Raw genomic sequence first — 20538 nt, forward strand, 5'->3', positions numbered from 1 at the left:
CGGTACGGCCGTGCCGTCACGCGGGTGCCGGGCGCGGGGCCCCCGGCCGGCCGCGCAGCAGCCAGGAGCGCAGCGCCGTCCGCCGCAGTCTGCCGTCCTCGTCGCGGGGCAGCGCGCCCACGATCTCCAGCCGGGTCGGCAGGAACGCCTCGGCGACGCCGCGCCCGGTGAGGTGTTCGCGCAGTTCGGCGGGGCCCGGCGGCCGGTCCCGGGCGACCGGGACCACCACCGCGCACGGCAGCTCGCCGTGCTCCGGGTCCGTGTAGGCGACGACCGCCGCCTCGGCCACGCGGGGATGGCTCAGCAGGGCCTCCTCCACCTCGGCGACCGGCACCATGAAGATGGCCCCGGTCCGGGTGCCCGCCCGCGCCCGTACCCGGAGGCCGCCCCCGGCGTCCGTCGTCGCGAGGTCCCCGGTGTCCAGCCAGCCGTCGCCGTCCTCCCAGGTGGAGACGGGCACCGCGACCCCGTGCCGCCAGGTCGCCAGCGCCACCGACGGGCCGCGCACCCGCAGCGGGGCGGGGCCCGTGCCGTCCCCGGCCGGTACGTCGAGGCCGCGCAGGAGCTCTGCCTCGCCGGGCGCCGCCGACAGCGCGCCCATGCCCAGCTCCGGCGCCCCCCACGCGGACAGCACCGGCACCCCGAACACCTCGCGCAGTTCGGCGGCCAGCGGCTCCGGGGTGCTGGTACGGCCGCCGGACAGGACCAGCCGCAGCCGTTCCAGGCGGCGGGGGCGGCGGCGCTGGGCGGTCAGCAGCTCCGCGAAGTACGCGGGCTCCGCGTACACCTGGTCGACCCCGGCGTACGCCATCAGGTCCAGGCAGCCGCCGGGGTCCCACACGTCCTGCCAGACGCCCGCGCCGCCGACCGCGAGCGGCCAGCACACGGTGTAGATCAGCGAGGCGAGCGAGGTCAGCGGCAGCGTGGACAGGAAGACCTCGCCGGGCCGCCGCCCCGGCCCCCGCGGATGGCGCTGGGCGGCGATGTTGGCGTACAGCGTGTCGGGGGAGTGCACCACCGAGGTGTACGCGTCGCGCAGCCCCATCACGCTGATGAGAAGCGCGGGCCGGTCGGCGCGCCCCGGCAGCGGCCGCAGCCGCCGGCCGGCCGCGGTCCGTTCGTGCGGGGTGCGGGCGAAGTACGCCGCGAAGTCGACGGCCCCGGTGGCCGCCGCGTCCCCCAGCACCACGCGGTGCCGCAGCCACGGCAGTTCGGGCGCGAGGGCGGCCAGCGCCTCGGCGTGCGGGAAGCCCTCCCAGACGTCCGGGACGACGCAGACGCGGGCGCGGGTGCCGTCCAGGATGTGCCGCAGCCCGTGGGCCCGTACGGTCGGCAGCACCGGCACCGCGACCGCCCCGGCCCGCCAGCAGGCGAGGGTGAGCGCGGCCGTCTCCCACCAGTTCGGCAGCTGGTAGGCGACCGGATCGCCCGGCGCCACCCCCAGCGAGGCCAGCGCGGTGGCGAAGCGCTCCACGTACAGGGCGAGCTGCCCGTACGTGACGGTGACGCGGCGTTCGCCGGCCGGCCGCAGCACGCGCTCGGCGACGATCGCGGGGCGCTGCGGGAAGGTGGCCGCGGTGCGGCGCAGATCGTCCAGGAAGGTCTCCTCCCGCCACCAGCCGGCCGCCCGGAACCGCCGGACGACGTCGTCGGGCGCGGTCAGCTCCAGCAGCCGGCGCTCGGCGGTGCCGGTGCCGCGGGTCATGCCCACCGCCCCACCGCCCCCGCCACCTGGACCCGCGAGGTGCAGCCGAGGCGCCGCATCACCTGGCGGACGTGGTTGACGACCGTCCACTCGGAGATGTCGAGCCGGGCCGCGATGTGCCGGTTGGTCAGCCCCTCCGCGACCAGGAGCGCCACCTGCGCCTGGCGGGGCGTCAGCGACCGGTCTTCGGCGGCCGCGCCGGCCACCGGGCTCCGCGACGGCCCGGGCGAGGACAGCGCCTCGGCCACCGCCGTCGCGGGGGACATCCGCGCCCCCTCCGCCCAGGCGGTCGCGAAATCGGGCCAGTCCAGCCGGGCGCCCAGCTCCGTACGGGCCCGCTCGGCCTGCGAGCGCCACTCCTGCGGGACCTCGGCGCCGGTCCGCCTGCGCAGCACGTCGGCCGCCGCGAGCAGCCGCACCGCGCGCGGGCGCTGCGCGGGCCGGGTGCGGAGCAGCAGCAGCGCGGACTCCTCCAGCGCGCCGGGGAGTTCGGTGCGTTCGTCGATCGCCTCGTACAGCCGCAGCGCCTCCCGCAGCGCGGTTCCGGCCGGCTCCGGCTCGTCGCCCTCCAGGTCCAGCGCGGCCAGGGCCCGCAGTGCCCCGGCGAGCCCGCGCCCGTCGCGGCTGCGGCGGAAGGTCTCCTCGGCCGCGGCCAGCAGGGCGCGTCCCTTGCGCCGGTCGCCCTCGGCGCACAGGGCGGCGGCGAGCGCGACGGCCGCCTCGGCGGTGCCGCCGGTGACGCCCATCGTGGACAGCGCGCTGTGTGCGGTGACCAGGACGCTGCGGGCCGCCGTCGCGTCGCCGGTGCGCAGCAGGGCGGTGCCGAGCCGGAGCGAGGCGAGGGCGTTCTGCCGCCGGTCGCCCACGCCCTTGCCGAGCGCGAGGGCCCGCCGGTGGCGGCGTACGGCCTCCTGCGGGTCGCCCAGGGCGAGCGCGAACACGCCGGACAGGTCGGTGAGCCGGGCCCGCGGCGCCTCCGGGAGCGGCCCGGCGTCGGCGACCGTGTCGCACCACTCCAGGCCCTCGCGCAGCCGGCCCTGCGCCAGCCACGGCAGGTGGCAGCCGAGCACCAGGGCCGCCGCGGCCTCGGCGTCGCCGCGCCCGTGCAGCTGCCGCAGGGCCGCGAGGACGTTGGGCGCCTCGGCCGCCGCCTCCCGCAGCAGCCGGTCCTGGCCGGTGCCGCCGAGCCCCGGCAGGGCCGCCGCCGCCATCCGCCGGTAGCGCTCCGCGTGCGCGTCAGCCGCCTCCGCCCCACGGGCACGGGCGTGGGACCGTACGGGTTCGGGCACCGCGAGGCGCAGTTCGCCGCGCTCCTCGCCGACCGCGGTGAGCAGCCCCCGGTCGAGCAGCGCGTCCATGCCGTCCTCGTCGTCGAGCCCGGCGGCGGCCGTGCCGAAGCCGGGCTCGTACACGGCGAGCCGCTCCAGCAGGGCCAGGGCCGCCGGGTCCAGGCCGCGGCAGCTCCACTCGGCGAGCGCGGCGAGCGAGCGGTGCCGGGCGGGCGCGTTGACCGGGCCGCCCGCCAGGACGGTGGTCCGGCCGCGCAGCCGGGCCGCGAGGAGATGCGGCGGCAGCAACCGCAGGCGTAGGGCGGCCAGTTCCAGGGCGAGCGGAAGGCCGTCGAGCAGGGTGCAGATCTCCGCCACGGCCGCCGCGTTCTCCGGGGTCAGCGCGAACGACGGGTCGGCGTCCCGGGCGCGCCGCGTGAACAGCGCCACGGATGCCACGGACGCCACGGTGTGCGGGCTCCCGCCGTCGCCGCCGCTCCCGTCGCCGTACTTGTCGCCGTACTCGTCGCCGGGGACGGGCAGCGGTCCGAGGGGCAGCAGCTGCTCCCCGTACACCCCGAGCGGTTCCACGCCGGTGGCCAGCACCACCACGCCCGGCTCCCCGGCCAGCGCCACGACCGCCTCGGCCGCCGGCCCCCGCGCCTCGTGGTCGCAGCCGTCGAGCAGCAGCAGGACCCGGCGCCCGGCCGCGTCCTCGGGAGCCGCCGCCACCACGGTCTCGCGCAGCCCCGCCAGGGCCTGCGGCGCCGCCGCGTCGACCGTCACCACGCGGGCGAACGCGTCGCCCGGTTCGCGTACCGCCTCGCCGGCCAGGCGGGTCTTGCCGACGCCCGCGCGGCCGGTGAGGGTGATCAGCCGTACGCCGGGCGAGCGCAGGCGCTCCCGCAGGGCGGCCGTCTCGCTCTCCCTGCCGATCAGCCCCGTGTCCGGGCCGCCTGTCACCGACATGGTTCCCCCACCCTGCGCGGCGCCCCGGCGAACGGGCCGCCCTGATGAATCCGCCAGAGCCCCGGCCGCACTTCCACGGCCGCGAACCCGGCGCCCGCGCCGGTGTCCAGGGCCCGCAGCGAGCGCCGCGCGTACATCCGCAGCGCGGGCTCGTCCAGCGCGTCGGCCAGCGTCAGACAGGTGCCGAACCAGTTCCGGGCCGCCTCCGGGCCCTCCTGGGCCAGCGCCACCAGCGCCCGCACCCGTGCCGCGTCGAAGCGGGCCCGGGTGGCGGCGGGCGCGTCGAGCACCGGCCCCAGCAGCTGTGCCGCCTCGTCCGTCGCGCCGCCGTCCAGCAGGAGTTCGGCCAGGCCCACCAGCGCCTGGCCCGTCTCCTCCGCGTCCCCGCAGCCGCGGGCCCGCTCCAGTGCCCGCCCGAGCAGGGTGCGGGCGCGGGCGAAGCGCCGGTAGCGCCAGGCGAGTTCGGCGAGCCGTCGCAGCATCCGCGCCTCGGCCGGCCGGTCCGCGCACCGCCGCGCCGCGTCCAGGGCCAGCGCGTAGGACGCCTCCTCGGCGACCGCGTCCGGCCGCGCGCACCGGGCGAGGCCGTCCGTCAGCCGTACGGTCAGCTCCCACAGGCCCGCGTCGTAGGCGGTCCGGGCCAGCCGGGCCGGGGCCGCCGGGTCCGGGCCGGCCGTGCGCCGGGGATCGGCCGCGTCCTGGGCGTACGCCAGGCAGACGCGGCGCACGGCGGCCCGGACGGTCTGCGGGTCCTCCTCGTCGGCCAGCCGTTCGGCGGCGAGCAGCCGCAGCAGCTCCGGCAGCCGCCACGCGTCCCGGTCCGCCTCCACCAGCCGGTCGTCGGCGAGGGTGTCGAGGGCGGCGAGCGCCCGCGCCGTGCCGGTGCCGAGGGCGGCGGCGGCCCGCTCCGCGTCGAAGGGGCCGGGTGGCAGCAGGGACAGCAGCCGGAAGTGGCGGCGCCGTTCGTCGTCGCAGTCCTCGTACGCCGCGCGCAGCCGGGCCCGTACGTCCAGGTCGCCGCAGCGCAGCGCGTCGAGCCGGCCCTCCTCGGCGCGCAGCCGGGTCAGGAGCGTGGCGGGCGTCCAGTGCGGCCGGGCGGCGAGCTGCGCGGCGGCGGCCCGCACGGCGAGCGGCAGCCGCCCGCACAGCGCGGCGATCTCCTCGGCCTCCTGGGCGCGGAGCGCATCCTCCCGGTGGTCCCCGTCCGCGTCGTGCGCGCCGAACAGCCGGGCCAGCCCGCGGGTCTCCTCCGGCCGCCACGGCCCCAGGAGCACCGTGCGCAGGCCCGGCAGACCGGCCGGGACGCGGCGGGCGGTGAGCAGCAGCGTGCAGCCGAGCGGCAGCAGCGGCTGTACGTCGGCCTCGGCGGCCACCCCGTCCACGACCAGGAGCGTTCCGGGGGCGGGGCACGGGAGCCGCCCTGCGGCGCGCACGTCCAGCAGGCGCGGCCCGCCGGGGTACGCGTCGGCGGCCCGGTGCGCGGCCTCGACGGCCAGCGCGGTCTTGCCGACGCCGGGCATGCCCGTCACGGCGATCACCTCGCCCCCGCCGCCGGAGGCCGCCGCCCGCAGCAGCCGGTCGAGCGTGGCGAGTTCGCCGGTGCGCCCGGCGAAGGACGGGTCGGGGCGGGGCAGCGCGCGGTCGGCTCCCCGCGTGGTGCGCGCGTCCGGTGCGGGGCGGGCCAGCTCCCGGTCGCCGGCCAGGATGAGCCGCTGGAGCCGGCGCGACTCGGGGCCCGGCTCGATGCCCAGTTCGTCCACCAGGGTCTGCCGCAGCAGCGTGAAGACCCGCAGCGCCTCGGCCTGCCGCCCGCACCGGTACAGCGCCACCATGAGATGCGTGTGGAACTCCTCGCGCAGCGGGTACTCCGCCGCCAGCTCGTGGAGTTCGGGGACGAGTTCGCGGTGCATGCCGAGGTGCAGCTCGGCCCGGACCCGCTCGTCGAGCGCCGTGGTGCGGGCCTCGTCCATGCGGACGGCGGCGCCTTCGAGCAGCGGCCCGTGCGGGATGTCGGAGAGCAGCGGGCCCCGCCACAGCGCGAGCGCCCGGCGCTGGAAGTCGGCGGCGGCCGCGAAGTCGCCCTCGCGCAGGGCCCGGTGGCCGCGCCGGGACAGCGCGAGGAAGGCGGTGCTGTCGAGTTCGTCCGGGGTGACCCGCGCCAGATAGCCGGGGCGCCGGGTGACCAGCATGGCGCGGCCGTGGTGCGGGTCGGCGGTGCCCAGGGCCTTGCGCAGATGCGACACGTACACCTGGAGGGTCGTGGCGGCGGTGCGCGGCGGGGATTCGGGCCACAGCTCGTCGATGAGGCTGTCCACCGACACGACCTCGTTGGCGCGGACCAACAGCGTGCCGAGGACGCCCCGGAGCTTGGCCGCCGCCGGAGCGCCGCCGCTGACCTCCAGCGGGCCCAGGATGCCGAATCGCACCTCGCCCATCGCTCAGTAGTCCTGGATCACGCAGGTGCGGGCCTCGGCGACGGCCCACCGCTGCTGGGTCAGGGTCAGGGTCACCGGTACCGAGGGACGCCCCTCCGGGTCCCGGTCCAGCGGGCCGGCCACCGCCACGCAGCGCAGCGGCAGCGCGCGTTCCGCCTGCCCCCGGAAGTGCACCTGGCAGGCGCCCAGGGTGCTGCGCGCCGGGTTCAGGCCGTGCGCCCGGCCGGTGGCGAGCAGCGAGCACTGGCGCAGCGCCTCCAGCAGGTGCAGCCCGGAGAACTGCCCCTCCTGGCGCCCGTCCGTGACATCGAAGACCGGGCTCACCGGGGCGGACAGCACCCAGCTGCTGATCCGGCCGCGCGAGGCGTCCACGGGCTCGCTGATCACCACGTTCTCCCCGGCGCACCGGCTCACCTCGGCCGCGGCGGCCGGGCGGGGCGGGCCGTCGGGGACGTCGTTCAGCTCGGGCACGGCGCGCATCGCCTGCCGGGCGTGCGCGACGTGCTTGCGGTACAGCTTCGGCATCAGGAAGACCATCCCGGCCGACCCGGCGGCGCACGGCCGTCCGTCGATCCGCACGTCCAGATGGAAGTCCAGGCCGCGCGGCACCTCGGCGACCACGTTGGCGGGCCTGGCCCTGAGCCGGGTCTCCATCACCACGCCCGCGCCGGCCGGGCCCGTGCGCCAGGCGGAGAGGTCGGTCAGGTCCAGCGAGAAGCGGTAGAAGAGGCCGGGACGGTCCTCGGGCACGCCGAAGTAGCGGTGGCCGACGAGTTCGCCGACGTCCCGCACGCCCGTGGTGGCGATCTGGAGGTCGTGGAAGCGGCCGGGGCCGTCGTTGAAGAGCGGGTGGGCCACGGGGGTGTCGCCGACGAGCGTGAAGTGCTCCTCGCCCAGACTCGGCGCGTCCAGACCGTAGTAGGACCGGGCGGCCGGGCGGTGGATCAGGTGCTGGGCGGCCCCCGCGCTCCCCGCGGCCGCTGCCGCCAGTCCGTGGATGGCGGGAGCCGAGGTCGTGCGGTTGTCGACTGTCATGTCCCTCCCCTTCTCTCGGCACATGGTGGAGCCGCCGGCAGGACCCGGCCACCCGTCCCCGGTGGCCACAAAATGCATGGCAGGAAGGTGCGCACGGGCGGCGGCGCCGGGCCCGGACCGGCTCAGCCGCTTAAGCGGCGTCCATGGCGCATCGGTGATGCTGTGCCCGACTGCTCCGCCGAGGGACCTCCCCCGTTCCCTCGGCGGGGCTTTTCGAGGAGGCACCGCGATGGCCATCACCGACACCGGCGGCGACCGTTCCGCCCCGCCCGTTTCCGCGCCCGCGCGCGCCGGGGGGCCCACCCGCCGGGTGCGGTTCGGCTATGCCTCGGGTTCGCTGGTCACGGGCACGTTCACCACGCTGCCGGGTCTTCTGCTGCTGCCGTACCTCACCGACACGCTCGGCGTCGGCGCCGCGCTGGCCGGCGCGGTCGTCTTCCTGCCGAAGGCGTGGGACGTCGTCCTCAACCCGTTCGTGGGCCGCGCCAGCGACCGTACGCGGACCCGCTGGGGCTCCCGGCGCCCGTACGTGCTGGGGGCCGGGCTCGTCATGGCGCTCGGTTTCGCGCTGACCTTCGCGGGCCCGCTGCCCGGCACGGCCGGTGCCTGGTTCACCGCCGCCGGCTATCTCCTCACCGCGACGGCCTTCGCCTTCTTCCAGGTCCCGTACGCCGCGATGCCCGCCGAACTCGCGGACCGCGAGGAGGACCGGCTGCGCCTGGTCGCGGGCCGGGTCGCGGTCATCGGCGTGGCGGCCCTGGCGACGGGGGCCGCCGCCCCCGCCCTGGTGGACGCGGGCGGCGGCGGTCTGCCGGGTCACCGCTGGGCGGGCGTGTTCGGCGCGGTCGTGGTGGGCATCGGCGCGCTGTGGGTGTTCGCCGGAACGGCCGGTGCGCGGGAGGGCGGCGCCCGTACGGCGAAGCGCGCCGCCCAGCCCTCCCCGCGCGCGCAGTTCGCCGCCGCCCGCGCCAATCCGCCCTTCATGGCTCTGCTGCGCTGTGTGGTGCTCCAGTCCGTCGCGACCGGGGTGCTGCTCGCGGGCGCCCCGTACTTCGCCGACCATGTGCTGCACGACTCCGCCGGGGTCGGCCCGCTCGTGGCGGCGTTCGTCGCGCCGAACCTGCTGACCATGCCGCTGTGGTCCCGGCTGCGCGGACCGCGGGGCTACGCCCTGGCCACCGCCCTGTTCACGGCGGGCTGCCTGCTCTTCCTGGCCTCGCCGCTGCTGCCGCAGGGCGCGGTCCTGGTCACGATGGCCCTGGCGGGCACCGGCCACGCGGGCCAGCTGCTCTTCCTGTACGCGATGCTGCCGGACTGCATCGCCCGCGACACCGCCGACACCGGACGCCGCCAGGGGGGCGTGCTCTCCGGCGTGTTCTCCACCGCCGAGGGCCTGGGCGTGGCGGCGGGCCCGTTCCTGTACGGCCTGGTCCTCCAGCTCACCGGCTATGTCTCCTCCGGCACGGGCGACGCCGCCGCGCAGTCCGCCACCGCCCGCGCCGGCATCCTGGCCGGCTTCGGCGCCCTCCCCGCCCTGGCCGCGATCGCGGCGGCCCTGCTGCTGCGCGCGTACGACCGCCCCTCAAGCACCCCCTACCCACGACACGGGTAGGCGCGGCCCCGGCGCCCGCAGCATGATGTGCAGGGTCGTGACGCACGCATCGGGGGGTGGCTTTCGTGACGTACACACGGGACCGGTACACCGCGCAGGTCGGCTTCGGGCCGCAGGTGCGTGAGCTGATCGGCCGGGCCCTCGCCCCGGAGCCCGTCCTGCCGGAGTCCGGGCTCGTCGTGCGCGCCGGTACGTACGTCGTCGACCCGCCGTTCTTCGGCAACGGGGACATCGGCCGGGTCGCCGTCTGCGGTGCGGTCAACGATCTCGCGGCCACCGGGGCCGACCCCCGCCATCTGGCCCTCGGCATCGTGCTGGAGGCCGGGCTGCCGCTCGGCCTGGTCCACCGGCTGACCGCCTCGATCCGCGAGGCCGCCGCCGAGGCCGGGGTCGCCGTCACCGCCGTGGACACCCAGATCGTGCGCGCCGGGGAGGCCGACCGGGTCTATGTCACGGCCACCGCCTTCGGGGAGCGCGCGGGGCCCCCGCTCGGCCCGGACCGCATCCGCCCCGGCGACCGGGTGCTGGTGACCGGGCCGCTCGGCGACCACGCCGCCCATCTGGTCTCCCTGCGCGACGGCCTCGGCTACGAGCACCACGTGCCCAGCGACTGCGCCCCCCTCACCGGCCTCCTGGGCGAGGTCCGCGCCGACCTCCACCACGCCCGCCCGGTGGCCGCCGGGGGCCTCGCGGAGGTGCTGCGCCTGAGTGCCGCCGCCTCCGGCCTGACCCTGCGGGTCGAGGAGGCCGCGCTGCCGGTGCGCTACGAGGCGCGGGTGGCCCTGGCGACACGGGGGCTCGCGCCGCTGGACGCGGCCTGCGCGGGCTGCCTGTGCCTGTTCGCCCCGGCGGACCGCGCCGATGCGGTGCTCGCCGCCCTCCGCGCCCGCCCCGAAGGCCGTCAGGCGGCCGTGGTCGGCGAGGTGACGGCGGACCTGCCGGGCGATGTCGAGTACCTCGCCCCGGACGGCCCCCGCGCCCGGACACCGAGCGCGGGGCCGCTCCCGGAGCGCCTCCTCTGACAGGCTTCGCTCACCGCTGCTCGGCGGCCACCGGCGCGGTCCGGAGGTGCTGAGCCGCGACCGGGCGGCGGCGGACCGGCAGCCCGGCGGTCGGGTTCGCCACGCCCCAGGCGGCACCCTTGCAGACCAGCTCCTTGTAAAGGGCGGCGAGCCGTCCCCGCAGGGCCGCCCGGACCGCGCGGTCGTCGGCCGTGACGTACTGGATCAGCCCGTCCTTGCGGCCCAGCGAGATGCACTGGTTGAAGTAACGCGGCGCGGTGGACGGGATCTTGGTGCCGGTGAGGCGGGCCGCGATCGCGTCGGCCGCCTGCCAGGCGGTGGGGACGCCCGAGGCGCAGGACATCCGCAGCGGCTTGTCGCCGGGGCCCGCGACGAGGGCCGCGTCCCCGATCGCGTACACATCGGGGTGCGAGACCGACCGCATGGTCGCGTCCACCACGATCTGCCCGTTCTCGCCGGTCTCCAGGGCGGTGGCGGCTGCCAGCGGGTGGACCGCGAAGCCGGTGGTCCAGACGGTGACCTCCGCCGGGAGGGATGTGCCCCCGGCCGTGGTGACGTATCCGGCCCCGACCTCCACCACCGGAGTGTGCTCGTGGACGGTGATGCCCAGCCGGTCGACCACCTTGCGGAGGTGCCGGCGGCCGGTGTCCGAGAGCCAGTCGCCGAGCCCGCCGCGCACGGCAAGGGCGATGTCGAGGTCCGGGCGGGCCTCCGCGAACTCGGTCGCCGCCTCCAGGCCGGTCAGCCCGCCGCCGACGACGACCACGGGCCGGCCGGGCGCCAGATCGGCCAGCCGGTCGCGCAGCCGGAGCGCACCGGGGCGGCCGGCGATCTCGTGGGCGTACTCGGCGGAACCCGGGACGCCCTGGGTGTTCCAGGCACTGCCGAGGGCGTAGACGAGGGTGTCGTACGCCAACTCCTCCTGGCCCTCCGCACCCTGGACGGTGACGGCCTTGCGCTCGACGTCCACGGCGGTGACCCGGCCGATCCTCAGCTCCACGCCCGTGCCCGCGAACATCTCGGAGAAGGGGCGGGGGGTGAGGTCTTGGCCGGCCGCGAGCTGGTGCATGCGGACGCGCTCGACGAAGTCGGGCTCCGCGTTGACGAGGGTGACGCTGACGTCCTCCCGGCGCAGCCGCTTGGCGACGCGGCCCGCCGCGATCGCTCCGGTGTAACCGGCTCCGAGGACGATGATGCGGTGCTGCTGCATGTGCCTGCTCCTGTCTCGCACGGGTCCGTCCTGGCCGGGACGTTTCACGTGAAACGGCTCGATGCCGGTGTTTCACGTGAAACGACCCGTTGGGGTGGTGCGCCCCTTGAACCGAGCAGCCCGCGCATTCCTGACAGGTGAGGGTTGTGACGTGCGTCACCGGCTGCTCAGTAGGCCATGAGCAGCGGCTTTCCGTGTTCCATGGCCGCCCAGCGCCGCGTCACGCGCTCCAGCTTGTCCGGGTTGACCTGGTTGCGGAAGGAGGCGATGCCCTCGGCGGTGACCTCGATGGCCATGACGCCGATAACCCGGTCCCCGGCGACCGCGATGACGGCCGTGGAGCCGTTGGCATTCGTCAGATGCAGCTCGACGGAGCCGCCGGTGAGCGCGGTCTTCGCCTTGCCCGGCTTGAGCAGACCGCGCATGAACGTCGCGACGGCCTTCGCCCCCAGGAACGGCTTGGTGCCGGCCGGCACCTTCCCGCCGCCGTCCCCGATGGAGATCGCGTCCGAGGTCAGCAGTTCGACCAGCGGTTCGGTACGGCCGCCGGCGGCGGCGAGCAGGAACTCCTCGATGATCCGGCGGGCGGCGGCCTCGTCCACCTCGGCGCGGGTCCGGCCGTCGGCGATGTGCTTCTTCGCCCGGTGGTAGATCTGCTGGACGGCGGATTCGCCGAGGTCCAGGATCTCCGCGATCTCCCGGTGCGGATAGCCGAACGCCTCGCGCAGCACGTAGACCGCCCGCTCGCCGGGCGTCAGCCGCTCCATGAGCGTGAGCACGGCGTACGAGACGGACTCGCGCTGCTCGGCCGTGTCGGCGGGGCCCAGCATGGAGTCCCCGGCGAGCAGCGGCTCGGGCAGCCAGGCGCCCACATAGGTCTCGCGCCGGGCGCGGGCGGAGGTCAGCTGGTTGAGGCAGAGGTTGGTGAGGACCTTGGTCAGCCAGGCCTCGGGGACCTCGATCCGCTCGGTGTCGGCGGCCTGCCAGCGCAGGAAGGTGTCCTGTACGGCGTCCTCGGCCTCGGTCGCCGAACCGAGGAGACGGTAGGCGATGGCCTCAAGGCGGCGCCTGGACGCCTCGAACCGGTCCACGTCCTGCACGGTCAGGTCCATGCGGGAATCCTAGGGCCTTCCCCCGGAGCACGCCGGGCTCCGGCGATCTCCTCGATGTCGGTGGCCGCCCGTAGGGTGCCCGCATGGATTGGCAGTGCACCGGCCTCCGCTGGCCCGAGGATGCCGGGGGCCCCGCGCTCGGCTGGCGCAAGGGGAACCGGAGCCGGGCGAGCGCCCTGGCGTACGGGACGGAGTTCGGCTTCCGGGCGACCGGTGAGCGGCGCTGCTCCGGGGCCCGGGGCAACGCGTGCCCGGTGGCCGCGGTGATCCCGGCCGGGAGCACGGGCGGGCGCTGCGCGGAGTGCGGGCGGCTCGACCGGGCGCACTCGGTGGCCGCCGACACGATCCCGGACGACCCCCGCACGTACCGGGTGTATCTGGCGTGGTTCAGGCCCGGCCTGGTGAAGGTCGGGATCACCGCCGAGGAGCGCGGCGCGGCCCGGCTGCGGGAGCAGGGGGCGGTGGTCTTCAGCTGGCTGGGGCGCGGCCCGCTGATGGCGGCGCGCCGGGCGGAGGAGGTGCTGCGGGCGGCGCTCGGCGTCCCGGACCGCATTCCGTACGCGCGCAAGCGGGCGGTGCGGGCGGAGCTGCCGGACCCGGTGGTGAGGGCCGCCGAGGTGACGGAGCTGTACGGGCGGGTGGTGGCCCTGGAGGGCGGCGGGGCCTGGCCGGAGGCGCTGGAACGCCTGCCGTGCGCTCCGGTGGACCACGCGGGGATCTTCGGCCTGGCGGTGGCTGCGGGCGCGCGGGCCGGGACCGGCGCGGCTCCGGGGCCGCCGCGTCCGGTCCGGGCCGTGACCGGGCTCGTGGACGGGGGCGCGGTCGTGGGGCGGCTGGTCGCGGCGGCCGGGCCCGACCTGCATCTGGACACGGGCGCGCAGGGCCTCCTCGTCCTCGACACCCGGCTGATGAGCGGCTGGTCGCTGGCGGCGGCCGGCGCGGGCACCACCGGGGTGAGCCTGCCGGCCGTCGCGGTGGGGGGCGGCGGGGCGCAGGACGGGCTGTTCTGACATGGTCGGACGCATGGGCGACGAACGCGACGACGTAGTGAGGTTCCGGCAGCGGCTCGGGCTGCCCGGCCTCATCGACGTACACACGCACTTCATGCCGGAGCGGGTGCTGCGCAAGGTCTGGGCGTACTTCGACTCGGCGGGGCCGCTCACCGGTATGGAGTGGCCGATCACCTACCGGCACAAGGAGGAGGAACGGCTCGCCCTGCTCCGCTCGTTCGGGGTGCTGCGCTTCACGTCGATGCTCTATCCGCACAAGCCGGCCATGGCGGCCTGGCTGAACGGCTGGTCGGCGGAGTTCGCCGCCCGGACCCCCGACTGCCTGCACACGGCGACGTTCTTCCCCGAACCGGACGCGGAGCGCTATGTCCGGGAGGCCGTCGAGGCGGGGGCCCGCGTCTTCAAGGCGCACCTCCAGGTCGGCGGCTACGACCCGAACGACCCGCTGCTCGACCCGGTCTGGGGGCTGCTCGCGGAGGCGGGCGTGCCGGTCGTGACGCACTGCGGCTCCGGCCCGGCGCCCGGCAGGCACACCGGCCCGGACCCCATCGCCCGCGTCCTGGCCCGCCATCCCCGGCTGCCGCTGATCGTGGCGCACCTGGGCATGCCGGAGTACGCGGAGTTCCTGACGCTCGCGGAGAGGTATTCCGGGGTGCGGCTGGACACCACGATGGCGTTCACCGACTTCACCGAGGACTTCATGCCGTTCCCGAAGGCGGAGCTCCCCCGGCTGGCGGACCTCGGCGACCGCGTCCTGCTGGGCACGGACTTCCCGAACATCCCGTACCCGTACGCCCATCAACTGGAGGCGCTGGAGCGGCTGGGCCTCGGCGACGACTGGCTGCGGGCGGTCTGCCACGACAACGCGAAGGCGCTGTTCGGCCTCTGAGGAACCGGAGAGCGTCGGAGAGCCGGGGCGCCGCTTTCTCAGGGAATTCACAGAAACGGGAAAGAACTCTCTCAGAGCCGTCTTCGAGGCTGTGGGTCATGACGACGACGACCTCGCCCCTGGGGCGTACCGAACTGCTCAGGCCGGACCGTACCCCCGTACGGGTCCTGGTCGTGGACGACGAGGCTTCGCTCACGGAGCTGCTGTCGATGGCGCTCCGCTACGAGGGCTGGGAGGTGCGCAGCGCCGGGGACGGGGCCGGTGCCGTGCGGGCGGCCCGCGAGTTCCGGCCGGACGCGGTGATCCTCGACGTGATGCTGCCCGACGTGGACGGACTCGCCGTCCTCGGCCGGCTGCGCCGGGAGCTGTCCGACGTGCCGGTGCTGTTCCTGACCGCGCGGGACTCCGTGGAGGACCGGATCGCCGGGCTCACGGCGGGCGGCGACGACTACGTCACCAAGCCGTTCAGCCTGGAGGAGGTCGTGGCCCGGCTGCGCGGGCTGATCCGCCGCTCGGCCACGGCGACGGCGCGCAGCGAGTCGCGGCTCGTCGTGGGCGATCTGGTGCTCGACGAGGACAGCCACGAGGTGAGCCGGGGCGGTACGGGCATCCATCTGACGGCGACCGAGTTCGAGCTGCTGCGGTTCCTGATGCGCAACCCGCGCCGGGTGCTCAGCAAGGCGCAGATCCTGGACCGGGTCTGGAACTACGACTTCGGCGGCCAGGCCAACGTGGTCGAGCTGTACATCTCCTATCTGCGCAAGAAGATCGACGCGGGCCGCACACCCATGATCCACACCCGGCGCGGGGCGGGGTACCTGATCAAGCCCGGTGAGTAGCGGAGTGCGCCGGCGGCCGTGGACCCTGCGCACCCGGCTCGTGGTCTCGGCGGTGACGCTGATCGCGGTCGTCGCCGCCGTGATCGGCGTGGTGACCGCGATCGCCTACCACAGCTATCTGTACGGGAAGCTGGACGACCAGCTGCGGGACATCGCGGTCCGGGCGGAGCGGCTGCCGGGTCCGAAGCCGGGCGGGCTCAAGGCGCCGGGCGCCCCGGCCGTCCCCGTCGTCGTCCCGGAGCGCGACCCGCTCGGGTTCATCGGCATGGGCGGCCAGCCGCTGCGGACGTTCGGCGCGCTCGTCGAGGACGGCCGGATCGCGGACTCGGCCGTCGTGAAGGACGGCGGGTTCGACGCCGGCGAGAACACCGAACCGCTCACCGCCGCCCAGCGCGACGCCCTGACGGCGGCCGGTGTCACGGCGGACCGCCGCGCGCACGACGTCGAGCTGCCCGGCCTGGGCGGCTACCGGGTCCGCGCGGTACCCCTCCACGACGGCGGCACGGTCCTCGTCGGCATCCCCACCGCCGAGGTGAGCCGCGCGCTCAGCACCCTGATCCTGGTCGAGGTCTGTGTGACCGGCGCCGGGCTGGTCGCCGCCGGGATCGCGGGCACCGTCATCGTCGGGGTCGCCCTGCGCCCGCTGCGCCGGGTCGCCGCCACCGCGACCAGGGTCTCCGAACTGCCCCTGCACAGCGGTGAGGTCGCCCTCCTGGAACGCGTCCCGGACGCCGAGGCGGACCCGCGCACGGAGGTCGGCCAGGTCGGCGCCGCGCTCAACCGGATGCTGGGCCACGTCGGCTCCGCCCTGGACGCGCGGCAGCGCAGCGAGACACGGGTGCGCCGGTTCGTCGCGGACGCCAGCCACGAACTGCGCACCCCGCTGGCCTCGATCCGCGGCTACGCCGAACTCACCCGGCGCGGCGGCGAGGAGACCGGTCCGGACACCCGGCACGCCCTCGGCCGCATCGAGTCCGAGGCGCGGCGCATGACGGGCATGGTCGAGGACCTGCTCCTGCTGGCCCGCCTGGACGCCGGCCGGCCGCTCTCGTACGGGACCACCGATCTCTCGCCGCTCGTCGTGGACGCGCTGAGCGACGCCCGCGCGGCGGACACCACCGCAGCCGCCGGCCCCGGCCCCGCGACCACCGGCGCCACCGACACCGGCCCCTCCGCCCCCGCCCCGGCCCGGCACTGGCGGCTCGATCTGCCCGACACCCCCGCCATGGTCCGCGCCGACGCCACCCGCATCCATCAGGTGCTGGTCAACCTGCTGGCCAACGCCCGCTCGCACACCCCGCCCGGCACCACGGTCACGGCCCGCGTCCTGGCCGGTCCGAACCTGCCCTGGGTCACGGTGGAGATCCAGGACGACGGCCCCGGCATCCCCGCGGACCTCGTCCCGCACATCTTCGAGCGCTTCACCCGGGGCGACGCCTCCCGCTCCCGCCACGCCGGCTCCACGGGCCTGGGCCTGGCCATCGTGCGGGCGGTGGTGACGGCCCACGGCGGAACGGCGCAGGTGCGGTCGGCACCGGGCGAAACGGTGTTCGCGATACGGCTGCCCGCCGCCGCCCGGGGGAGCGGCTGGCCCCCACCGCATGGCGAGGGCCGGAAACAGGGGTAGTCGGGTGAACGGGTCACCCGAGGCGCTTGGCGTACTCCACGAGCCCGGCGAACCCCTGCCGGGACAGGACCAGGTGCGGTCCATTGGACAACTTGCTGTCGCGGACCAGGAACTCGCCTGTGGCTGCGGCGTGTGCTGGGGCCCATTCGACGCACTCGGCTCCCTGGCCGTTGCTGTAGCTGCTCTTCACCCAGACCGGAGACGGCGTGTTCTCGTCAGGAATCAATGTCATCTTCATACTCTTTCAGGTACTTGCGAAGCAGAGACACGCTCTCCCGGCTGTCGAGGGCCTTCGACCGTGCAATGTCCAGAAGCATGGTCAACTCCAGAACCTCGGCGGGGGCGTCCACTGGTGTGCCGGACGCGAACGACTCGACATATGCGAAGGTCACGCCATCCCGAAGGGTGAGCAGGCTCAAGCTACCGCCCAACAGGGGGTGTACTCCACAAGAGAAGGGCAGTACCTGCACGCGGACCGCGCTGTTGTTCTCGATCACGTCGAGTATGTGTCTGAACTGATCGGCCATGACCGCCGGCCCGCCCACCGGGCGACGTAGAGCTGCCTCGTCCATGATGGCCCAGTAGAGCGGGGGTGTGGACGAGTCCAGCACCGCGCGCCGGTGTGAGCGAGTGGCTACCTGGAGCGCGACTTGCTCGGCGTCCTTACCAGGCATTGACTCGGTGAAGAGGGCAGACGCGTAGTTCTCTGTCTGCAACAGGCCTGGCACAACGCTGCTGTTGAACGTCTGAATGCGCGCGGCCCGTTTCTCCTCCTCCAGTACTTTCCGCCCGTACACAGGGACCTCTGCTGCTACTGCCACAACAAGTAGCTCGGCGAACAGCCCTTCGGTGCCGTAGAACTCGTCGAGGGCATCTGCCAACGCCTCTGAGGGAAGCTGCTCCCCTCGCTCGACCCTGCTCAGGTAGGTGTGTGGGTAGCCCAGCTTCTCAGCGAGGGCGCGTAGGGAGAGTCCCCGCTGAGCTCGTGCGCGGCCCGCACGGGCCGCCAGCATCCCAGCAGGCGACGCGGGCATTGCGTCCTCTTCCGGCTCCAACTCCATTGCATGGCTGCCTCTCAAGAGTCTGTCCACTAAGGGTATTTGGTTACGCACGTTCCGTATACCTGGTTCGTTTCTTTGGTCATGGTGGTGACGGTGAAGTCATCGGCCTCACGAGGGCATTACAGCCAAGGATCGGAGCTGACAATGGACACAGAACGCGCACCACAGGCAGCACGTGACAAGGTCAAAGAAGCGGAGCTCGCCTGTGGCGAGTTGCGTGACGCACTCGGTGCGGCGGGCGTGAAATTGCCGTCGCTCGGCCTCGACGTCGTCTCGTGCGTCGGACCCGACCCGCTTGCGTTGATCGAACTCGGCCGCTGCAACGTGGAGACGGCCCGTGCGCTGGCTGCCGTCGTATGGCTCGACCGGCGGGAGCCACAGTGAGCCGACGAACCTTCCGCTACGTTCCGTTCACCATCGAGCAGGACCCCGTGGCCGAACCGGAGTACGCGGCGTGCTGTGTGTCCGGGGACGAGGTGGAGTGCGGTGCGTGCTCTATCACGTACAACTGCCCGGAACTGGTGGAGGAGTGGCAGTGGCGCCATGCCCAGGAGACAGGGCATCGGCGCTACCGCCGCAACTTTGGCGACTACGCGGTGATGAGGCCCCCGGCAGGCGTGGTCGTGCGGGAGAAGGCCGTACTGCCGGTATCCGCTCCATGCGAGCACCGCAAGACCGAGAAGCGCGCCGGTACGACGTACTGCCGGGAGTGCGAACGACAGCTCTACCTGTGAGCCGATGTCTCTGGACCGAGTGGTCGAGGCGGACGTTCCACAATCTCGACTCGGCTGCCCTCTCTGTTCTCAAAGGAGATGTAATGCCCCTTCAGCGCTTAGCTGTTCAGAGCTACCTCAACACTCCCGGGCTCGTGCCTGCGGATCTGTCCATGGTCTTTCTCATGCGGGAGGACGACGACACAAGGGCCCGGCCCATGCCCACACTGACCGTCGGTGAGCTGCCCGAGGCCGTGCAGGCCTTGGTCTCTCTCGGAGTGAAGTCGGTGAAAATCTTCGCAGGGTCCGGGTCCAGGGACGCCTGCGCATCCCAGGCCGCGTGTGCGACGAGCCTGATGGCCCGCTCCATCAATGCGGCGAAGAGGGCGGCATCGAATCTGCTGGTCATCACGGAGACCTGCGTCTGCTCGCACAACGACTCGGGTGAGTGCTGGCTCGCGAGTGACCAAGGCGGCATGGACCTGCCCCGGACGATCGCGACCCTGGCCGCTCAGGCAGTCATGCAGGCCGATGCCGGAGCGGACATCGTGGGCCCGGCGGCCATGATTCCCGGCTCGGTGCGCGCCGTTCGCGAAGCTCTCGACGGTGCGGGGCATGGGGATGTGGCCGTCATGCCGCACTTGATCTTCGCGTCATCCCTGTATGAGGGCTACCGGCAATCGATGGGAGCCGCCCCGCGCTCGGGCGCCCGCTTGTTCCAGATCGCGCCCGGGCGGCCGGAGCAGGCTGTGCACGTGGCGCGGGAGATGGCTGACGAAGGGGCGGACATGATTCTCACTGAGCCGGCCCTGCACACCGTTGACACGCTCGTCCGTCTCAGGAACAAGGTTCCAGTGCCTCTGGTGCCTTTCTCCGTGTCGGGGGAGTACTTGCGTCTGACCGACACCCGGGACGACGGCGGGCGGGATGTGACGGGGCTGGTCGAGGCGTGCACCGTGCTCAAACGGGCGGGTGCGGCCCGCATCATCACGTACGGTGCGCTTGAGATCGCCCGCGTGCTCAGGGGTTCCTGATCGCCGCCAGGATGTCCGCTGCTCCTTGCGAGAGGAGTTCCGCAGCGACAGAAGCCCCCAGCTTCTCGGGGGCGTCGGTCGGGCCCGCCCCGGCTGCCGTGACGTGTTGCGTCCCGTCCAGTGAGGTTACGGCGGCGGACAAGCGCAGAACCCCACTGCTTCCGATGTGGGCCCAGGCCCCCACCGGAACCGAGCAGCCACCGTGCAGTTCCGCCAGCAGGGATCGCTCAGCTCGTACGCAGACATCGACCGCAGGGGTTCCGGTGTCGTTCAGAAGTGCGGCAGCCGGGGAGCCGGCTCGTACCTGGATGCCGAGGGCGCCTTGACCGGGCGACGGGGGAAAGACAGAGGGGTCGAGGATCTCGCGGATCTCGGGCATCAGACCGAGTCGGTTCAAACCCGCCGCTGCGAGAACAACGGCGTCCAAGCCCCCCTTGGTCGCTCGGGCAAGCCGGCCGGGAACGTTTCCTCGAATCGGCACTACGTCCAGATCCGGTCGCAGGGCGCGGAGCTGAGCGATCCGGCGCGGGGCTCCGGTTCCGACTCGCGCGCCCTTCCGTAGTCCTGCGAGTGTCGATCCGCACAGCACGTCGCGGACGTCCTGGCGGGGGCCGGGTGTCGTCAGCAGACGGGTGCCCGAGTGCACGGAAGTCGGCAGGTCCTTGAGTGAATGCACGATCACATCAACATGCCCGGCGACGAGGGCCGCTTCCTGGTTCGTGGAGAAGGCGCTTCCGCCAGCCGTTCTCGCGACCTCGGCAAGGGTGGGAGTCACCCGGTCCTGATCTCCGCCTTCGAGGATGACTTCCCGCTTGAACGTGACATCCGGAAGCCTTCCGGCGAGCGGCGCAAGCCACTCCGTGACCTGTGTACGGGCCAGCTTGCTCGCTCGGGAACCAACACGGATCACGTCGCCCATTCGGTCCAGCTCCTCGGGATTCAGGCCCTGTTCGGTCCTCATCGTAAGACCGTCAAAACAATGCGTTTTCCGACAGAT

At 74.3% G+C, this 20538-nt stretch carries 18 protein-coding genes; 9 read left to right on the forward strand and 9 right to left on the reverse strand.

Annotation, left to right across the window (positions count from 1 at the left end):
• Positions 1 to 16: 16 nt before the first annotated feature.
• Genes DNK56_RS18310 through DNK56_RS18325 form a run of 4 tightly spaced genes read right to left on the reverse strand, consistent with a single transcriptional unit; the run spans position 17 to position 7412 of the window.
• Entirely contained in the window at positions 17 to 1705 is a 1689-nt protein-coding gene (locus DNK56_RS18310) for an AMP-binding protein (protein ID WP_111339382.1), read from the reverse strand.
• A complete protein-coding gene (locus DNK56_RS18315) occupies positions 1702 to 3942 on the reverse strand; it encodes an ATP-binding protein (protein WP_111336085.1) in 2241 nt (746 codons plus the stop codon). The genes DNK56_RS18310 and DNK56_RS18315 overlap by 4 nt, the downstream gene beginning before the upstream one ends.
• Entirely contained in the window at positions 3933 to 6377 is a 2445-nt protein-coding gene (locus DNK56_RS18320) for an AfsR/SARP family transcriptional regulator (protein WP_111336087.1), read from the reverse strand. Before DNK56_RS18320 ends, DNK56_RS18315 begins: the two co-directional genes overlap by 10 nt.
• Positions 6378 to 6380: 3 nt before the next feature.
• Complete coding sequence (locus tag DNK56_RS18325) at positions 6381 to 7412, reverse strand: AfsA-related hotdog domain-containing protein (protein ID WP_111336089.1); 1032 nt, start codon at positions 7410 to 7412, stop codon at positions 6381 to 6383.
• Positions 7413 to 7641: 229 nt separating this feature from the next.
• Here DNK56_RS18325 and DNK56_RS18330 point away from each other — a divergent pair, with 229 nt between their 5' ends.
• Together DNK56_RS18330 and DNK56_RS18335 are read left to right on the forward strand one after the other, a co-directional pair.
• A complete protein-coding gene (locus DNK56_RS18330; protein WP_111336091.1) occupies positions 7642 to 9024 on the forward strand; it encodes an MFS transporter in 1383 nt (460 codons plus the stop codon).
• A gap of 65 nt (positions 9025 to 9089) precedes the next feature.
• Positions 9090 to 10046, forward strand: a complete 957-nt coding sequence (locus DNK56_RS18335; RefSeq protein ID WP_241989987.1) for an AIR synthase-related protein — start codon at positions 9090 to 9092, stop codon at positions 10044 to 10046.
• A 10-nt stretch (positions 10047 to 10056) separates the two neighbouring features.
• Here DNK56_RS18335 and DNK56_RS18340 read toward each other — a convergent pair whose 3' ends face one another.
• Positions 10057 to 11256 (reverse strand): NAD(P)/FAD-dependent oxidoreductase, encoded by a 1200-nt coding sequence (locus DNK56_RS18340; RefSeq protein ID WP_111336095.1) that lies wholly within the window; start codon positions 11254 to 11256, stop codon positions 10057 to 10059.
• Positions 11257 to 11423: 167 nt separating this feature from the next.
• Positions 11424 to 12368, reverse strand: a complete 945-nt coding sequence (sigJ, locus tag DNK56_RS18345) for an RNA polymerase sigma factor SigJ (RefSeq protein WP_111336097.1) — start codon at positions 12366 to 12368, stop codon at positions 11424 to 11426.
• A gap of 83 nt (positions 12369 to 12451) precedes the next feature.
• Between sigJ and DNK56_RS18350 the strand changes: the two genes are divergently transcribed.
• The 4 genes from DNK56_RS18350 (at position 12452) to DNK56_RS18365 (ending at position 16733) form a co-directional block, all read left to right on the forward strand.
• Positions 12452 to 13378, forward strand: coding sequence for a DUF2797 domain-containing protein (locus tag DNK56_RS18350; RefSeq protein ID WP_111336099.1), 927 nt, complete (start codon positions 12452 to 12454; stop codon positions 13376 to 13378).
• Between the two features lie 13 nt (positions 13379 to 13391).
• Entirely contained in the window at positions 13392 to 14267 is an 876-nt protein-coding gene (locus tag DNK56_RS18355; RefSeq protein ID WP_199564800.1) for an amidohydrolase family protein, read from the forward strand.
• Positions 14268 to 14365: 98 nt separating this feature from the next.
• Positions 14366 to 15106, forward strand: a complete 741-nt coding sequence (locus DNK56_RS18360) for a response regulator transcription factor (RefSeq protein WP_111336103.1) — start codon at positions 14366 to 14368, stop codon at positions 15104 to 15106.
• Entirely contained in the window at positions 15099 to 16733 is a 1635-nt protein-coding gene (locus DNK56_RS18365; RefSeq protein ID WP_241989988.1) for a sensor histidine kinase, read from the forward strand. Before DNK56_RS18360 ends, DNK56_RS18365 begins: the two co-directional genes overlap by 8 nt.
• Positions 16734 to 16746: 13 nt before the next feature.
• Here DNK56_RS18365 and DNK56_RS18370 read toward each other — a convergent pair whose 3' ends face one another.
• The gene (locus DNK56_RS18370) at positions 16747 to 16965 is read right to left on the reverse strand and encodes a DUF397 domain-containing protein (RefSeq protein WP_111336109.1); all 219 of its coding nucleotides are present in this window, start codon (positions 16963 to 16965) and stop codon (positions 16747 to 16749) included.
• Positions 16949 to 17845: a helix-turn-helix domain-containing protein gene (locus DNK56_RS18375; RefSeq protein WP_241989989.1), complete on the reverse strand. Its 897-nt coding sequence runs from the start codon at positions 17843 to 17845 to the stop codon at positions 16949 to 16951. The genes DNK56_RS18370 and DNK56_RS18375 overlap by 17 nt, the downstream gene beginning before the upstream one ends.
• Before the next feature lie 93 nt (positions 17846 to 17938).
• Here DNK56_RS18375 and DNK56_RS18380 point away from each other — a divergent pair, with 93 nt between their 5' ends.
• The 3 genes from DNK56_RS18380 to DNK56_RS18390 all read left to right on the forward strand — a co-directional run bounded on the left by DNK56_RS18380 (position 17939) and on the right by DNK56_RS18390 (position 19541).
• On the forward strand, positions 17939 to 18178 hold the full coding sequence (locus DNK56_RS18380; RefSeq protein WP_111336114.1) for a hypothetical protein: 240 nt from the start codon (positions 17939 to 17941) through the stop codon (positions 18176 to 18178).
• The gene (locus DNK56_RS18385; protein WP_241989990.1) at positions 18175 to 18528 is read left to right on the forward strand and encodes a DUF7848 domain-containing protein; all 354 of its coding nucleotides are present in this window, start codon (positions 18175 to 18177) and stop codon (positions 18526 to 18528) included. Before DNK56_RS18380 ends, DNK56_RS18385 begins: the two co-directional genes overlap by 4 nt.
• An 83-nt stretch (positions 18529 to 18611) precedes the next feature.
• A complete protein-coding gene (locus DNK56_RS18390; RefSeq protein ID WP_158564898.1) occupies positions 18612 to 19541 on the forward strand; it encodes a hypothetical protein in 930 nt (309 codons plus the stop codon).
• On the opposite strand, the gene hemC is transcribed toward DNK56_RS18390, so the two are convergent.
• Positions 19528 to 20502 carry a hydroxymethylbilane synthase gene (gene hemC / locus DNK56_RS18395; RefSeq protein WP_241989991.1) on the reverse strand — a complete coding sequence of 325 codons (975 nt, stop codon included), beginning with the start codon at positions 20500 to 20502 and terminating at the stop codon, positions 19528 to 19530. The two genes, DNK56_RS18390 and hemC, sit on opposite strands and share 14 nt — an antisense overlap.
• Between the last annotated feature and the right edge of the window lie 36 nt (positions 20503 to 20538).

Source organism: Streptomyces sp. AC1-42W, from assembly GCF_003248355.1.
Taxonomy (GTDB): Bacteria; Actinomycetota; Actinomycetes; order Streptomycetales; family Streptomycetaceae; genus Streptomyces.

Coding starts and splice junctions, on each gene's coding strand:
- DNK56_RS18310 (WP_111339382.1), bottom strand. CDS start 1,705: ATGACCCGCGGCACCGGCACCGCCGAGCGCCGGCTGCTGGAGCTGACC.
- DNK56_RS18315 (WP_111336085.1), bottom strand. CDS start 3,942: ATGTCGGTGACAGGCGGCCCGGACACGGGGCTGATCGGCAGGGAGAGC.
- DNK56_RS18320 (WP_111336087.1), bottom strand. CDS start 6,377: ATGGGCGAGGTGCGATTCGGCATCCTGGGCCCGCTGGAGGTCAGCGGC.
- DNK56_RS18325 (WP_111336089.1), bottom strand. CDS start 7,412: ATGACAGTCGACAACCGCACGACCTCGGCTCCCGCCATCCACGGACTG.
- DNK56_RS18330 (WP_111336091.1), top strand. CDS start 7,642: ATGGCCATCACCGACACCGGCGGCGACCGTTCCGCCCCGCCCGTTTCC.
- DNK56_RS18340 (WP_111336095.1), bottom strand. CDS start 11,256: ATGCAGCAGCACCGCATCATCGTCCTCGGAGCCGGTTACACCGGAGCG.
- sigJ (WP_111336097.1), bottom strand. CDS start 12,368: ATGGACCTGACCGTGCAGGACGTGGACCGGTTCGAGGCGTCCAGGCGC.
- DNK56_RS18350 (WP_111336099.1), top strand. CDS start 12,452: ATGGATTGGCAGTGCACCGGCCTCCGCTGGCCCGAGGATGCCGGGGGC.
- DNK56_RS18355 (WP_199564800.1), top strand. CDS start 13,392: ATGGGCGACGAACGCGACGACGTAGTGAGGTTCCGGCAGCGGCTCGGG.
- DNK56_RS18360 (WP_111336103.1), top strand. CDS start 14,366: ATGACGACGACGACCTCGCCCCTGGGGCGTACCGAACTGCTCAGGCCG.
- DNK56_RS18370 (WP_111336109.1), bottom strand. CDS start 16,965: ATGACATTGATTCCTGACGAGAACACGCCGTCTCCGGTCTGGGTGAAG.
- DNK56_RS18380 (WP_111336114.1), top strand. CDS start 17,939: ATGGACACAGAACGCGCACCACAGGCAGCACGTGACAAGGTCAAAGAA.
- DNK56_RS18390 (WP_158564898.1), top strand. CDS start 18,612: ATGCCCCTTCAGCGCTTAGCTGTTCAGAGCTACCTCAACACTCCCGGG.
- hemC (WP_241989991.1), bottom strand. CDS start 20,502: ATGAGGACCGAACAGGGCCTGAATCCCGAGGAGCTGGACCGAATGGGC.